Origin of the sequence: Oerskovia merdavium (genome assembly GCF_014836755.1) — a bacterium.
Lineage (GTDB): Bacteria > Actinomycetota > Actinomycetes > Actinomycetales > Cellulomonadaceae > Oerskovia > Oerskovia merdavium.
The window spans coordinates 183938-198271 of record NZ_JACSQF010000009.1 but is presented as its reverse complement, the minus strand read 5'-3'; the positions used below and the strand labels follow the sequence as shown (position 1 = coordinate 198271).

At 72.1% G+C, this 14334-nt stretch carries 12 protein-coding genes; 9 read left to right on the top strand and 3 right to left on the bottom strand.

Going from position 1 to position 14334, the window contains the following annotated elements; all coding sequences use genetic code 11:
• The first annotated feature begins 252 nt into the window (after positions 1-252).
• From H9641_RS10615 to H9641_RS10590, 6 genes are all read left to right on the top strand, one after another.
• On the top strand, positions 253-882 hold the full coding sequence (locus H9641_RS10615) for an SRPBCC family protein (RefSeq protein WP_191803512.1): 630 nt from the start codon (positions 253-255) through the stop codon (positions 880-882).
• A complete protein-coding gene (locus H9641_RS10610) occupies positions 879-1547 on the top strand; it encodes a DUF4166 domain-containing protein (RefSeq protein WP_191803510.1) in 669 nt (222 codons plus the stop codon). The genes H9641_RS10615 and H9641_RS10610 overlap by 4 nt, the downstream gene beginning before the upstream one ends.
• Positions 1548-1629: 82 nt before the next feature.
• Positions 1630-1926, top strand: a complete 297-nt coding sequence (gatC, locus tag H9641_RS10605) for an Asp-tRNA(Asn)/Glu-tRNA(Gln) amidotransferase subunit GatC (protein ID WP_030152198.1) — start codon at positions 1630-1632, stop codon at positions 1924-1926.
• Positions 1926-3443, top strand: coding sequence for an Asp-tRNA(Asn)/Glu-tRNA(Gln) amidotransferase subunit GatA (gene gatA / locus H9641_RS10600; protein WP_191803508.1), 1518 nt, complete (start codon positions 1926-1928; stop codon positions 3441-3443). Before gatC ends, gatA begins: the two co-directional genes overlap by 1 nt.
• Positions 3440-4948, top strand: coding sequence for an Asp-tRNA(Asn)/Glu-tRNA(Gln) amidotransferase subunit GatB (gatB, locus tag H9641_RS10595; protein WP_191803506.1), 1509 nt, complete (start codon positions 3440-3442; stop codon positions 4946-4948). The genes gatA and gatB overlap by 4 nt, the downstream gene beginning before the upstream one ends.
• Before the next feature lie 32 nt (positions 4949-4980).
• On the top strand, positions 4981-5553 hold the full coding sequence (locus H9641_RS10590) for a GNAT family N-acetyltransferase (protein ID WP_318244517.1): 573 nt from the start codon (positions 4981-4983) through the stop codon (positions 5551-5553).
• Positions 5554-5631: 78 nt separating this feature from the next.
• Here H9641_RS10590 and H9641_RS10585 read toward each other — a convergent pair whose 3' ends face one another.
• Positions 5632-7020, bottom strand: a complete 1389-nt coding sequence (locus tag H9641_RS10585) for a cryptochrome/photolyase family protein (RefSeq protein WP_191803504.1) — start codon at positions 7018-7020, stop codon at positions 5632-5634.
• 86 nt (positions 7021-7106) lie between these two features.
• Here H9641_RS10585 and H9641_RS10580 point away from each other — a divergent pair, with 86 nt between their 5' ends.
• Positions 7107-8669, top strand: coding sequence for a peptide MFS transporter (locus H9641_RS10580; RefSeq protein ID WP_191803502.1), 1563 nt, complete (start codon positions 7107-7109; stop codon positions 8667-8669).
• 138 nt (positions 8670-8807) lie between these two features.
• Here the strand turns inward: H9641_RS10580 and H9641_RS10575 are convergent, their stop codons facing one another.
• Entirely contained in the window at positions 8808-9389 is a 582-nt protein-coding gene (locus tag H9641_RS10575; RefSeq protein WP_225220282.1) for a DoxX family protein, read from the bottom strand.
• 377 nt (positions 9390-9766) lie between these two features.
• Here H9641_RS10575 and ilvD (H9641_RS10570) point away from each other — a divergent pair, with 377 nt between their 5' ends.
• On the top strand, positions 9767-11629 hold the full coding sequence (ilvD, locus tag H9641_RS10570) for a dihydroxy-acid dehydratase (protein ID WP_191803499.1): 1863 nt from the start codon (positions 9767-9769) through the stop codon (positions 11627-11629).
• A gap of 106 nt (positions 11630-11735) precedes the next feature.
• Here ilvD (H9641_RS10570) and H9641_RS10565 read toward each other — a convergent pair whose 3' ends face one another.
• Entirely contained in the window at positions 11736-12338 is a 603-nt protein-coding gene (locus tag H9641_RS10565) for a hypothetical protein (RefSeq protein ID WP_191803497.1), read from the bottom strand.
• Between the two features lie 86 nt (positions 12339-12424).
• Between H9641_RS10565 and ilvD (H9641_RS10560) the strand changes: the two genes are divergently transcribed.
• Complete coding sequence (gene ilvD / locus H9641_RS10560; protein WP_191803495.1) at positions 12425-14125, top strand: dihydroxy-acid dehydratase; 1701 nt, start codon at positions 12425-12427, stop codon at positions 14123-14125.
• Positions 14126-14334 lie beyond the last annotated feature (209 nt).

The window sequence follows — 14334 nt, the reverse complement described above, 5'->3', positions numbered from 1 at the left end:
GAGACGGGGTGGGAGAGTAGGTCGCCGCCGGACAACCATTCACCAAAGGCCCACCCCACACGGGGTGGGCCTTTGGCATACCCCCGAACAACCGGCCCGCCAGGCCAGCACCACACCACCACCACACGGCCGGCCCACCAGAACCCAGCCCCGGAGCACCCCGTGCCCGGGGCATCTCCATGCCCTGACGACCACGGCTCCCGTCCCGCGGGGCGGCGCGTTCGGGGGCGTCCGCCCCGCTAGCCTGACGAGATGGGAGCGCGAGGGATCTACGTCGAGGTGACGATCTCGGCTCCGCTCGACGTCGTCTGGTCCCTCACGCAGGACCCCGAGCAGCACGTGCGTTGGGACGTGCGGTTCTCCCGGATCGTCCCGACCGAGCCGACCGGAACCGGGGCTACCCGGTTCACGTACACACGCCGCCTGCCGCTCCGCACGGTCGCCGGCGACGGCGTGAGCATCGGCGACACCAGCGGGCGGGAGGGCTCTCGCACCTCGGCCCTGCGGTTCGCGACGTCGGACCCGTTGTCACCGATCCGTTCCGGCCGCGGCTACTGGCGCTACGTGCCGGCCGGGGACGGCGTCCGATTCGTCACCGGTTACGACTACGTCCCCGGCTGGGGGCGGCTCCTGGACCGTGTCGCACGACCCGCTCTGGGCTGGGCCACGGCGTGGAGCTTCGATCGCCTGCGCATCTGGGCAGAGCGCGACGAGCCGCCCGAGCGCTGGCCGCTGCGCAGCGTCCTGTGGCTCTGGCGGCCCGAGCGACCGCGCGCAGGGCGCTGCCGCCGGGCTCCGGCTCGTGGCCGGCGCCGGGACGACCACCTGCGCGACGCACCAGCGACGCTCGCGTCCCTCCCCGCACCGAGGAGCGCACCATGACGTCGATCTTCCAGAAGGCCATGGGCCCCGACTTCGCGCGGCTGCACCCCATGCTGCAGCGCCGGTTCTCGGTCGGGCTCGACAGCGGCGAGGCGTGCACCGGTCGCGGCGTGATGTCCGAGGTCCGTCGTGGACCGTGGTGGACCGTACCCTTCCTCCAGCTCGGCCGGCTCCGCAACATCCTCGTGCCCGACACGGGCACAGACGTGCCATTCACGATCGAGAACTACCCGTACCTGGACCCGCTCGGGCGGGAGACGGTGACGTTCGTCCGGGAGTACGAGATCCGGGGCAGGCGACGACGGTTCGACGCCACGATGGTCCTGGTGGGTGACCAGGTCGTCGACTACCTCGGCACCCACCAGCACCTGGCCGTCGACCTCGACCTCCGTGCGGACGAGCGCGGTGGCCTGGTGCTGACGTCCGACGCCCAACGGTTCTACGAGGGGCCGGTCGGGTTCCGGTTCCCCATGCTGCTGAGCGGTCGCGCGCACCTCCACGAGTGGTATGACGAGGCCGACGCGGTGTTCCGGGTCGACCTCGAGGTCACCAACGAACGGCTCGGGTTCCTCTTCGGGTACCGGGGCTCGTTCACGTGCGGGTGGACCCCCGCGCGCGACGCGCCCGACCGTCTCAAGCCCCGTCGGCACGAGCAGCGGACCTGACGCCCGCCGCCCACGTGGTGCGACCGCCACGGTGCGCCGGACGCCCCCGTGACCGCCGTCGTCGGGCACTAGACTGACGACCATGTCCACCATCTCCCGTGATGAGGTCGCGCGCGTCGCCGTGCTGGCCCGCATCGACCTCCGGCCCGAGGAGCTCGACCGCCTCGCCGGCGAGCTCGACGTCATCGTCGATGCGATCGCCCAGGTGAGCGAGGTCGCCACTCCTGACGTCCCCGCCACGAGCCACCCGCTCCCGCTGACCAACGTCTTCCGAGACGACGTCCCCGTGCCGCCGCTGCCCGTCGAGGACGTCCTCGCCGCAGCACCGGCCAGCGAAGACGGACGCTTCAGCGTCCCGCAGATCCTCGGGGAGGAATGATGACGAACGACCTGACGCGGCTGAGTGCCGCGGACCTCGCCGCGCACCTGGTCTCCGGCGAGGTGAGCAGCGTCGAGGCGACGCAGGCGCACCTCGACCGCATCGGTGACGTCGACACCGCGGTCCACGCGTTCCTGCACGTGAGCACCGAGGACGCCCTCGCGACGGCCCGCGACATCGACTCGCGCCGCGCCGCGGGCGAGGACCTGCACCCCCTCGCGGGCGTGCCCATCGCGGTGAAGGACGTCGTCGTCACCAAGGGCCTGCCCACGACGGCCGGCTCCAAGATCCTCGAGGGCTGGATCCCTCCCTACGACGCGACGCTCGTCGAGCGCATCCGCGCCGCGGGCCTGCCGATCCTCGGCAAGACCAACATGGACGAGTTCGCCATGGGCTCCTCGACGGAGCACTCGGCGTACGGCAACACCCACAACCCGTGGGACCTCGACCGCATCCCCGGCGGCTCGGGCGGTGGCTCGGCCGCGGCCGTCGCCGCCTACGAGGCGCCCCTCGCGATCGGCACCGACACGGGCGGCTCGATCCGTCAGCCCGGCGCCGTGACCGGCACGGTCGGCGTCAAGCCCACCTACGGCGGCGTGTCCCGCTACGGCCTCATCGCCATGGCGTCCTCGCTCGACCAGGCAGGCCCCGTCACGCGGACCGTCCTCGACTCGGCGCTCCTGCACGAGCTCATCGGCGGCCACGACCCCCGCGACTCGACCTCGATCAACGAGGACCTGCCGCTGCTCGTCGACGCGGCCCGCCAGGGTGCGATCGGCGACCTGCGCGGCCTGCGCGTCGGCGTGGTCTCCGAGCTCTCGGGCGAGGGCTACCAGGAGGGCGTGAGCGCACGCTTCGCGGAGTCGCTCGACCTGCTGCGCTCGCTCGGCGCCGAGATCATCGAGGTCTCGTGCCCGCACTTCAAGTACGCGCTCGGCGCCTACTACCTGATCATGCCGAGCGAGGCGTCCAGCAACCTCGCCAAGTTCGACGGCATGCGCTTCGGCCTGCGCGTCGAGCCGGAGGACGGTCCCGTCACGGCCGAGCGCGTCATGTCCGCGACCCGCGGCCAGGGCTTCGGCGACGAGGTCAAGCGCCGCATCATCCTCGGCACGTACGCACTGTCGGCGGGCTACTACGACGCCTACTACGGCAGCGCGCAGAAGGTCCGCACGCTCATCCAGCGCGACTTCGACGCGGCGTTCGCCCAGGCCGACGTCCTGGTCTCCCCGACGGCCCCCACCACGGCGTTCAAGTTCGGTGAGAAGCTCGACGACCCGCTCGCGATGTACCTCAACGACGTCGCGACGATCCCCGCGAACCTCGCGGGCGTCCCGGGAATGTCGCTGCCGAACGGTCTCTCGGACGACGGCCTGCCCGTCGGCTTCCAGATCCTCGCGCCGGCCAAGGCCGACGACCGTCTGTACCGCGTGGGCGCCGCTCTCGAGGCCGCCCTGGAGAACACGTGGGGCGGGCCGCTGCTGGCCAAGGCCCCGGAGCTGGAGGTCGCGCGATGAGCGCACACGCAACCGTGGACCTGGTCGACTACGACGAGGCCGTCCGCCGCTACGACCCGGTCATCGGCATCGAGGTGCACGTCGAGCTCGGCACCAAGACCAAGATGTTCTGCGCGGCCGAGGTCGAGTTCGGCGGCGAGCCCAACACGCAGGTGACCCCGGTGAGCCTCGGGCTGCCCGGCGCGCTGCCCGTGGTCAACGGCAAGGCCGTCGAGTACGCGATCAAGATCGGGCTCGCGCTCAACTGCCAGATCGCCGAGTCCTGCCGCTTCGCCCGGAAGAACTACTTCTACCCGGACGTGCCCAAGAACTTCCAGACGTCGCAGTACGACGAGCCCATCGCGTTCGACGGCTACCTGGACGTCGAGCTCGAGGACGGCACGATCTTCCGCGTCGACATCGAGCGTGCGCACATGGAGGAGGACGCGGGCAAGAACACCCACGTCGGCGGGGCGACCGGGCGCATCCACGGTGCCGAGTACTCGCTCGTCGACTACAACCGTGCGGGCATCCCGCTCGTGGAGATCGTCACGCGCCCCATCACGGGTGCGGGGGAGCGCGCCCCGGAGGTCGCTCGCGCGTACGTCCAGACGCTGCGCGACATCTTCCGTGCGCTCGACGTGTCCGAGGCACGCATGGAGCGCGGCAACGTCCGCGCCGACGTGAACCTCTCCCTGCGCGCGACCCCCGAGTCGCCGCTCGGCACGCGGACCGAGACCAAGAACGTGAACTCGTTCCGCTCGATCGAGCGCGCGGTCCGCTACGAGGTCTCGCGTCAGGCCGCCGTCCTCGACGAGGGCGGCACGGTCATCCAGGAGACGCGTCACTGGCACGAGGACACCTCGGTCACGACGGCCGGTCGCGTGAAGTCCGACGCCGAGGACTACCGCTACTTCCCGGAGCCGGACCTGGTGCCCGTCGCACCGAGCCGTGACTGGGTCGAGCAGATCCGCGCCACGCTGCCCGAGCTCCCTGTCGCGCGCCGCAACCGCCTCCAGGGCGAGTGGGGCTACGCCGACGCCGAGATGCGGGACGTCGTCAATGCGGGCGCTCTCGACCTCATCGAGGCGACCGTCGCGGCCGGTGCGAGCCCCGCGGCCGCACGCAAGTGGTGGATGGGTGAGCTCGCCCGCTACGCCAAGACGAGCGACACCGAGATCGCCGAGATCGCGGTCACGCCCGCGCAGATCGCCCAGCTCCAGGCGCTCGTCGACTCGGGCCGGATCAACGACAAGCTGGCTCGTCAGGTCCTCGAGGGCGTCCTCGCGGGCGAAGGCGACCCGGAGGCCGTGGTGGTCGCACGCGGGCTCGAGGTCGTCTCGGACGACGGCGCGCTCCTCGAGGCGATCGACGCCGCCCTCGCGGCCCAGCCCGACATCGTCGAGAAGGTTCGCTCGGGCAACATGGGGCCCATCGGTGCGATCATCGGAGCGGTCATGAAGGCCACCAAGGGCCAGGCCGACGCCGGGCGCGTCCGCGAGCTGGTCATCGAGCGGATCGGTTGATCCGTGCCCCGAAGCACCACGGAGGTGGTCGCGTGACACGCGGACCCGAGCTCTACGGCGAGATGATGCGGCTGCGACCCATCGAGGCGCGCGACGCCGAGCGCATGTGGGAGTCCGTGCAGGACCCGGAGTCCAACCGGCTCACGGGGACCACGGCCGAGTTCACGCGCGAGCAGATCGACGAGTGGGCGGCCACGATCAGCGACCGCGTGGGCCGCTACGACTGGGCCATCACCTCGCCGGCCAAGCGGGACGGCCAGCTCGTGAGCGACGAGATGTTCGGCGAGATCGTGCTCAACGACATCGACGAGCACGCGCTCTCGGCCAACCTTCGCCTGGCCCTGCTCCCCAACTACCGGGGGCGCGGCTACGGTCGCGAGGCGATCTTCGAGGTCCTGCGCTTCGCGTTCGACCACCCCGAGGGTCCGCACCTGCACCGGGTGAGCCTCGACGTGCTCAGCATCAACCCGCGGGCTCGCATGCTCTACGAGTCGCTGGGCTTCCGCGAGGAGGGCCGGCTCCGCGACGCGTTCCGGGACGGCGACGGCTGGGCCGACGCGATCGTCATGAGCATCCTCGAGGACGAGTTCCGCGCGGGGCTCTGAGCACGACCACCCCGCCGGGCTGGACACCAGGACGAGCGTGACCTCCGGGTCACGCTCGTCCTGTCGTGTCCGGGGCGGTCAGCGTCGCGCGCGCTCGAAGTCCTCGAGCGACACCTTGCGCTCGACCGCGTGGTCCACGACGCGCTCGGAATACCCGGGAGCACCACCGGGGAGCTTCCACGGCTCGTGCACGGCCTTGCCGGTGATGCCGCGCAGCTCGGGCACCCACTCGCGCACGTAGGCGCCGTCGGGGTCGAACTTCAGGCCCTGCGTGACCGGGTTGAAGATCCGGAAGTACGGCGCGGCGTCGCGCCCGGTCCCCGCGACCCACTGCCAGTTGAGCTGGTTCTGCGACACGTCGCCGTCGACCAGGTGGGCCATGAAGTGCTCGGCCCCGCGCTGCCAGCGCACGTGCAGGTCCTTGACGAGGAACGACGCGACGAGCATCCGGACGCGGTTGTGCATCCACCCGGTGCCGAGGAGCTGGCGCATCCCGGCGTCGACCATCGGGTAGCCCGTGCGGCCCTCGCACCACGCGGCGAGCAGCGCGTCCTCCGTGGCGCCCGTGGCCCACGCGTCCTCGGGGACCACGGTGCGCAGCGACCGCTGCACCGCCCCGGGGTGGTGGAACAGCACGTCCGCGTGGAACTCGCGCCACGCGAGCTCCGAGCGGTAGGTCGCGGCGGAGTCCTCGGGCACCGACCCCGAGCGCACCGCCGACGCGAGGTCCGCGAGCAGCGTCCGGGGGTGGATCTCGCCCCACTTGAGCGCGGGCGAGAGGTACGAGGTCCCGGTGAGGTCGGGCCGGTCACGATCGGTCGGGTAGTCGGCGAGGCCGTCGGCCAGGAACGCGTGCCAGCGGTCGAGGGCCGCGGCCTCGCCCGCAGCGGGCAGCCGCGCCCCCGCCTCGGGCGCGTCCGGGAGACCGTCCGAGGCGAGCGTTGCCCACGCGACGTCGTCGGGCAGGGGAGCGGGGGCCCGCCAGCCGTGCTCGAGCCACGCCGACCGGAACGGCGTGAAGACCTGGAAGGGCGTCCCGCCGCGCGTCCGGACGCGCCCCGGCGCGACCGCGTAGGGCGAACCCGTGCGTTGCAGGCTCACGTCGCGCTCCGCGAGGAGCGCCTCGACCGCGTCGTCCCGGCGACGCCCGTAGGGCTCGTAGCTCGCGGCGACGTGGACCGAGCGCGCGCCGACCTCGGCGCAGACCGCGGGCACGACCTCGCGCGGGTCGCCGTGGCGCACCACGAGCCGGCCGCCGGTCGAGGCGTCGAGCTCGTGCAGGCTGCGGGCCAGGTACGCCTGCCGCACGGGTCCGGCCGACGCCCAGAGCGCGGGGTCCAGGACGTAGAGCCCGACGACGTCGCTCCCCGTCGCGCGCGCCTCGCCCTGGGCCTCGCCCAGGGCCGGGTTGTCGGCCAGGCGCAGGTCGCGGCGGAACCACAGGACGGTCGGTGCGGGGGAGGGCATCCGCCCACGCTAGCCGGGGCCGGGCGCTGCGTGCACACGGGCCGCCACCAGTCGCCACGACCACCGGCCGGTGGCAGCATCGATCCATGAGCGGCAACGACGAGCGGCCCGTCCAGCCCGACCTCCCGGACCCCCGGCTCGAGGCCGAGGCAGCCCCTGCCGCCGGCCGGGTCCCGCGCGACCACGCGTTCTTCGGCCACCCGATCGGGCTGATGACCCTGTTCACCACCGAGCTGTGGGAACGGTTCAGCTACTACGGGATGCGCGCGATCCTGCTCTTCTACCTGACGGACTCGATCGCCGACGGAGGCCTGGCCCTCGACGAGGTGACGGGGCTCGCCCTGGTCTCGATCTACGGCACGGGCGTCTACCTGCTGTCGGTCGTCGGCGGCTGGCTCGCGGACCGGGTCATCGGTTCGCGGCGCTCGGTCCTGTACGGCGGGATCATCATCGCGGCGGGGCACGTCTCGCTGACGATCCCGGGGGCGGGCTTCTCGATGTTCGGCATCGCGCTCGTGGCGCTCGGCACGGGGCTGCTCAAGCCCAACGTGTCCTCGATGGTGGGCGAGCTGTACACGCGCGACGACCCGCGCCGCGACTCGGCCTTCTCGATCTTCTACATGGGCATCAACCTCGGCTCGCTCCTGTCGCCGATCATCGTCGGGTTCGTCAACCGGCAGTGGGGGTACCACGCGGGCTTCGCGGTCGCGGCGGTCGGCATGGCGATCGCCCTCGTGTTCTTCGTCGCGGGGCGCAAGTACCTGGGGGGCGCGGGGGACTCGGTGCCCAACCCCCTCACGCGCGAGGAGTACCCGAAGCTCGTCCGGATCGGGCTCTTCATCCTCGCGGGGCTCGTGGTCGCGGCGCTCATCGCCTGGGCCGTGTCGGGGGCGTTCGGCATCTCGACGTTCATCGACACGCTGTCCTACGTCGCGTTCGCGGCGCCCATCGCCTACTTCCTGGTGATGTTCCGCTCGCCCAAGGTCACGGCCCCCGAGCGCTCGCGGCTCACGGCGTACATCCCGCTGTTCGTCGCGGCCATGCTGTTCTTCATGATCTTCGAGCAGGCGGCCACGACGCTGTCGAGCTTCGCGAAGAACCGCACCGAGCTCTCGTTCTTCGGGATCGCGATCGAGCCCGCGTTCTTCCAGTCCGTGAACCCGTTCTCGATCGTGGTCCTGGCGCCGGTGTTCGCGTGGATCTGGGTCAAGACCAAGGACCGCCCGCCGACGGCCGTGAAGTTCGCGATGGGCCTGACGCTCGCGGCACTCTCGTTCGTGTGGCTCTCGGCCGCGTCGGCGATCTTCGCGGACGAGAAGGCCCCGGCCTGGGTCCTGGTCTCGGTGTACGTCATCCAGACGCTCGGCGAGCTGTGCCTGTCCCCGGTGGGGCTGGCCGCGACGACGCTGCTCGCGCCCAAGGCGTTCCGCAGCCAGGCCATGGCGCTGTGGTTCCTGGCCCCCGCGGCAGGGCAGGCGATCACGGCCCAGATCGTCCAGGTCACGCAGGGCGCGTCGGACACCGCCTACTTCGGGGTCGTCGGTGCGATCACCATGGCGTTCGCGCTGGTCCTGTTCGCGCTCGCCCCGTGGGTCACGCGCCACATCCGCCACGCGGACGCGCAGGAGGCGGCGGCACCCGCGCACTAGCGGGCGCCGGTGCGGACGGCCGCCCGGCGGGGACGTCCGGGTACTGACGGTGCCGCACGCCCGACGGCGGCACACGCCCGGGTGCGTCGCTGCACCTGGGCGCGTGGCGCCGTCGGGCATGCCGGGCGACGGGTCGCCTCAGCGCATCCAGGCCGGCACGCCCACGCGCTCCGCGACCCCGCCCAGCCCCCACGTGCTGCCCGCACGGGTCAGGGCCACGACGACCACGACGAGCGCGGTCACGACGTGGTCCTCGACGACCGGGTTGGTGGAGCCCGCGGCCACGGGCCACGTCGTGGCCCACAGCAGCGCCATGAGGAGCGTGCCCGAGACCGCGGCGACGCGCGTCCCGACGCCCAGGAGGAGCGCGAGGCCCGTCGCGCCCATGCCGAGCATGAACAGCCAGTCGGTCGCGGGGCCGGCCAGGGCGCCGAACGTGTCGGCGAACGGCCCCGAGAGCGAGGACAGGTAGCCCTGGGTCGGGGAACCCCCGCCGACCCACGCACGCTCGGCGGGGGTCGCGTAGCCCAGGCCGAAGGTCTTGTCGAGCACGGGCCACAGGAAGACGAGCGAGATCGCGATGCGCAGCACGGCCAGCGCTCGGCGTGCCGCGGGCAGCGTGACGACAGGGGGCGTGGTCGCCTGCGGTGCGGCCGTGGGGTCGGTCGAGATGGACGTGGAGTGGGGGTTCAGGGTCGGTGCAGCGGTGGCCTGGCTCATGGGTCTGGTCTCCCTGGTCGATGGGTCGTCCGCCGGACGGCGCGGGGCCGGGGTGCGGGACGAGGTGCTGCCTGCGGGGACCGCGGTCCCCTCGTGGTCGAGGGATCGGCCTCTGCGGGCCAGTGGCGGCGGGGTCCGAGCAGCCCTGTCAACTAACCACCGGGGTGAAGTCGCCTGCAACCTTTTGAGCAGATTGACGGGTTTTCCCGTATCGGTGGTGCTACGTAGGGGGATCGCACATCCGGTCCCCGGTGGGAGCGCTGCCTCCCGGCGGGGACCACGAGCCGGACGCCCGACCTGCGGGGTCCGGGGCGGGCGTAGTGTGTCCGAGCGGTCACCTCCCAGGCCGCAGCACCACGTGAAGGAGCTGAACCGCCATGAGTCGCCCCCTGCGCTCTCGGACGTCCACCCACGGCCGCAACATGTCCGGTGCCCGCGCGCTCTGGCGCGCCACCGGCATGGGCTCCGAGGACTTCGGCAAGCCGATCATCGCGATCGCGAACTCGTACACGCAGTTCGTACCGGGCCACGTCCACCTCAAGGACATGGGCGACCTGGTCGCGTCCGCGATCCGCGAGGCCGGCGGCGTCTCCAAGGAGTTCAACACCATCGCGGTCGACGACGGCATCGCGATGGGCCACGCGGGCATGCTCTACTCGCTGCCCAGCCGCGACCTCATCGCGGACTCGGTCGAGTACATGGTCAACGCGCACTGCGCGGACGCCATCGTGTGCATCTCCAACTGCGACAAGATCACGCCCGGCATGCTCAACGCCGCGCTGCGCCTCAACATCCCCGTCATCTTCGTCTCCGGCGGCCCCATGGAGGCGGGCAAGGTCGTCGTCGCCGACGGTGTGGCCTCGACGCGCCTGAACCTCGTCAACGCGATCAACTACGCCGCGGACGACAACGTCAGCGACGAGGCGCTCGCGCAGGTCGAGGAGGCCGCGTGCCCCACGTGCGGCTCGTGCTCGGGCATGTTCACCGCGAACTCGATGAACTGCCTCACCGAGGCCCTGGGCCTGTCCCTGCCCGGCAACGGCTCGACGCTCGCGACCCACGCCGCGCGCAAGGAGCTCTTCCTCGAGGCAGGCCGCACGATCGTCGACCTCGCGCGTCGGTACTACGACGAGGAGGACGACTCGGCCGCGCCGCGCAACATCGCGACCAAGGCCGCGTTCGCCAACGCCATGACGCTCGACGTCGCGATGGGCGGCTCGACCAACACGGTCCTGCACATCCTCGCGGCCGCCCAGGAAGGCGAGATCGACTTCGACCTGACGGACATCGAGCGCATCAGCCGCCAGGTCCCGTGCCTGTCCAAGGTCGCGCCGAACCACCCCAACTTCCACATGGAGGACGTCCACCGCGCGGGCGGCATCCCCGCGCTCCTGGGCGAGCTCGACCGTGCCGGTCTCCTGGACCACGACGTGACGTCGGTGCACACCCCGACGCTGCGCGAGTGGCTCGACGACTGGGACGTGCGCGGAGGCAAGGCGACCGAGCAGGCTGTCGAGCTGTTCCACGCCGCGCCGGGCGGGGTCCGCACCACGCAGGCGTTCTCGACGTCGAACCGGTGGGACCACCTCGACACCGACGCGGCCGACGGCTGCATCCGCGACCTCGAGCACGCGTACACGGTCGAGGGCGGCCTGGCCGTGCTCCGTGGCAACCTCGCCGAGGACGGCGCGGTCTTCAAGACCGCGGGTGTCGACCCCGACGTGTTCCACTTCGTCGGCAGGGCGCTGGTCTGCGAGTCGCAGGACGAGGCCGTCGAGAAGATCCTCACCAAGCAGGTCGAGCCCGGCCACGTGGTCGTCGTGCGCTACGAGGGCCCCGCAGGCGGACCCGGCATGCAGGAGATGCTCTACCCCACGTCGTTCATCAAGGGCCGTGGCCTGGGCAAGGTCTGCGCGCTCATCACCGACGGCCGCTTCTCGGGCGGGTCGAGCGGCATCTCGGTGGGCCACGTCTCGCCCGAGGCCGCGGCCGGGGGCGTGATCGGCCTGGTCGAGGACGGCGACGAGATCGAGATCGACGTCGACACGCGCCTCATCCGCGTCAACGTGCCCGACGAGGTCCTCGCCGAGCGTCGCGCCAAGATGGAGGCGCGCGAGAACCCCTGGCAGCCCGTCGACCGCGACCGCTACGTCTCGCCCGCGCTGCAGGCCTACGCCGCGATGGCGACGTCCGCCGACCGCGGTGCGGTGCGCGACGTGTCGCTGCTCAAGCGCCGCTGAGCCACGCACCCGCACGACGACGACGGGCCCGCCCCGAGCAGGGGGCGGGCCCGTCGTCGCGTGCGGAGCATGGCGTGCGGCGGTGCGCGGTGGGCGGGTGCGTGCGTCAGCACTGCTCCTCGGACTGCTCGGTGATGATCCACCTCGCGCCCTCGGGGACCATGACGGCCGACCCGCAGTCGCCGCCCGCGTACGCGACGGACAGCACGGTCGCGTCGGGGCGCTCCTCGCGGACGGCGATCTCGACCTCCGCGACGTCGCCGACCGCGGCGTAGAGCTCGGCCGTGGTCGTGATCATCGACGAGCAGTCCGTGATGCCGGGCCACCCCTGCGCCGTCATCTCCGCGACCATCCGGTCGACGAGCGTGGGGGTCATGTACCCGCAGGCCGTCTCGACCGCGGGCGCACGGCTCGCGGCGAGCCAGGCGCGAAAGCTCGCCTCGGGGGACTCGTCGGCGGCGTCGGGCTCCGGCGTGGGCTCGGGGGCCATCGGGGTGGTGTCGACAGCGGCCTCGGGGGCCGCCGCGGTGCCCGTGCTCGACGGCGTCGCGGTGGGCGTGGCCCGCGGCTCGGCGGTGCCCGAGCACGCGGCCGTGAGCAGAGCGAGCGCGACGACGGGAGCGAGCACCGCGCCTCGCCGGGCTGACGGGAGCGAGGTGGTCCGGGAAGAGCGGACGGGCCGGAGCGAGGGACGATACGTCGTGGTCATCGCGGCATCCTTCCCGACGAGGTGATGCCCCGGCGAGCCGCCACGCGCGCTGTGGCCGCACTTCACCCGTGAGGAGATACTCGGGTATGGCCAGCGACGACATCGACATCAAGCCCCGTTCCCGGACCGTGACCGACGGCATCGAGGCCACGGCCTCGCGCGGCATGCTCCGCGCCGTCGGGATGGGGGACGACGACTGGGTCAAGCCCCAGATCGGCATCGCGAGCTCGTGGAACGAGATCACGCCGTGCAACCTGTCGCTCGACCGGCTCGCGCAGGGCGCCAAGGAAGGCGTGCACGCGGGCGGGGGCTACCCGCTGCAGTTCGGCACCATCTCGGTGTCCGACGGCATCTCGATGGGGCACGAGGGCATGCACTTCTCGCTCGTGTCCCGCGACGTCATCGCGGACTCGGTCGAGACCGTCATGCAGGCCGAGCGGCTCGACGGGTCCGTGCTGCTCGCGGGCTGCGACAAGTCGCTGCCCGGCATGCTCATGGCCGCCGCGCGCCTCGACCTCGCGAGCGTGTTCCTCTACGCGGGCTCGATCATGCCCGGCTGGGTCAAGCTCGAGGACGGCACGGAGAAGGACGTCACGCTCATCGACGCGTTCGAGGCCGTGGGGGCGTGCTCGCGCGGGCTCATGAGCAAGGGTGACCTGGACCGCATCGAGCGGGCCATCTGCCCGGGCGAGGGCGCGTGCGGCGGCATGTACACCGCGAACACCATGGCGTCGGTCGCCGAGGCCATGGGCATGTCGCTGCCCGGTTCGGCCGCACCGCCCTCGGCGGACCGCCGCCGCGACAACTTCGCGCACCGCTCGGGCGAGGCCGTCGTCGAGCTGCTGCGTCGCGGGATCACGGCGCGAGACATCATGACCAAGGAGGCGTTCGAGAACGCGATCGCCGTGGTCATGGCGTTCGGCGGCTCGACCAACGCGGTCCTGCACCTGCTGGCGATCGCGCACGAGGCCGAGGTCGAGCTGACGCTCGCGGACTTCGACCGCGTGGCCGCCAAGGTGCCCCACCTGGGCGACCTCAAGCCGTTCGGCCGGTACGTCATGAACGACGTCGACCGTATCGGCGGTGTGCCCGTGGTTATGAAGGCCCTGCTCGACGCGGGGCTGATCCACGGCGACGCGCTCACGGTCACGGGCCGGACGGTCGCCGAGAACCTCGCGGAGATCGACCCCCCGGACCCCGACGGCAAGATCCTGCGCGCGCTCGACAACCCGATCCACCACACGGGCGGCATCACCATCCTGGGCGGCTCGCTCGCGCCCGAGGGGGCCGTGGTCAAGTCCGCGGGCTTCGACTCGGACGTGTTCGAGGGCACGGCCCGCGTGTTCGAGCGCGAGCGCGCGGCGCTCGACGCCCTCGAGGACGGGACCATCACGGACGGCGACGTCGTCGTGATCCGCTACGAGGGCCCCAAGGGCGGACCGGGCATGCGCGAGATGCTCGCGATCACGGGAGCCATCAAGGGAGCGGGCCTCGGCAAGACCGTGCTGCTCCTGACGGACGGACGGTTCTCGGGCGGGACGACCGGGCTGTGCGTGGGCCACGTCGCACCCGAGGCGGTCGACGCCGGACCGATCGCGTTCGTGCGCGACGGCGACCGGATCCGGCTCGACGTCGCGCGCAAGACGCTCGACCTGCTGGTCGAGGACGCCGAGATCGAGGCCCGCAAGGAGGGCTGGGCGCCGCTCGCCCCGAAGTTCACGCGCGGGGTCCTGGCCAAGTACGCCAAGCTCGTCCAGTCGGCCTCGCGCGGGGCGATCCTCGAGTAGGGGGCCTGGACGCGGTCGCGGACGGAGCCGTCGAGAGCGCCTGGACGCGACCCGCCCACGTGCTCGGCACGCTGGCCGCGCGTGCTGGCGACGGACCTCCGCCTGCGGGATAGTTGGACGAGGAACGCTCCGTCGCAGCACCTCCCCGGTCCGACCGGCCAGGGCCCGCGACCCCGGCTCGCCACGACGTTCCGCAGGGTCCCCGTCCA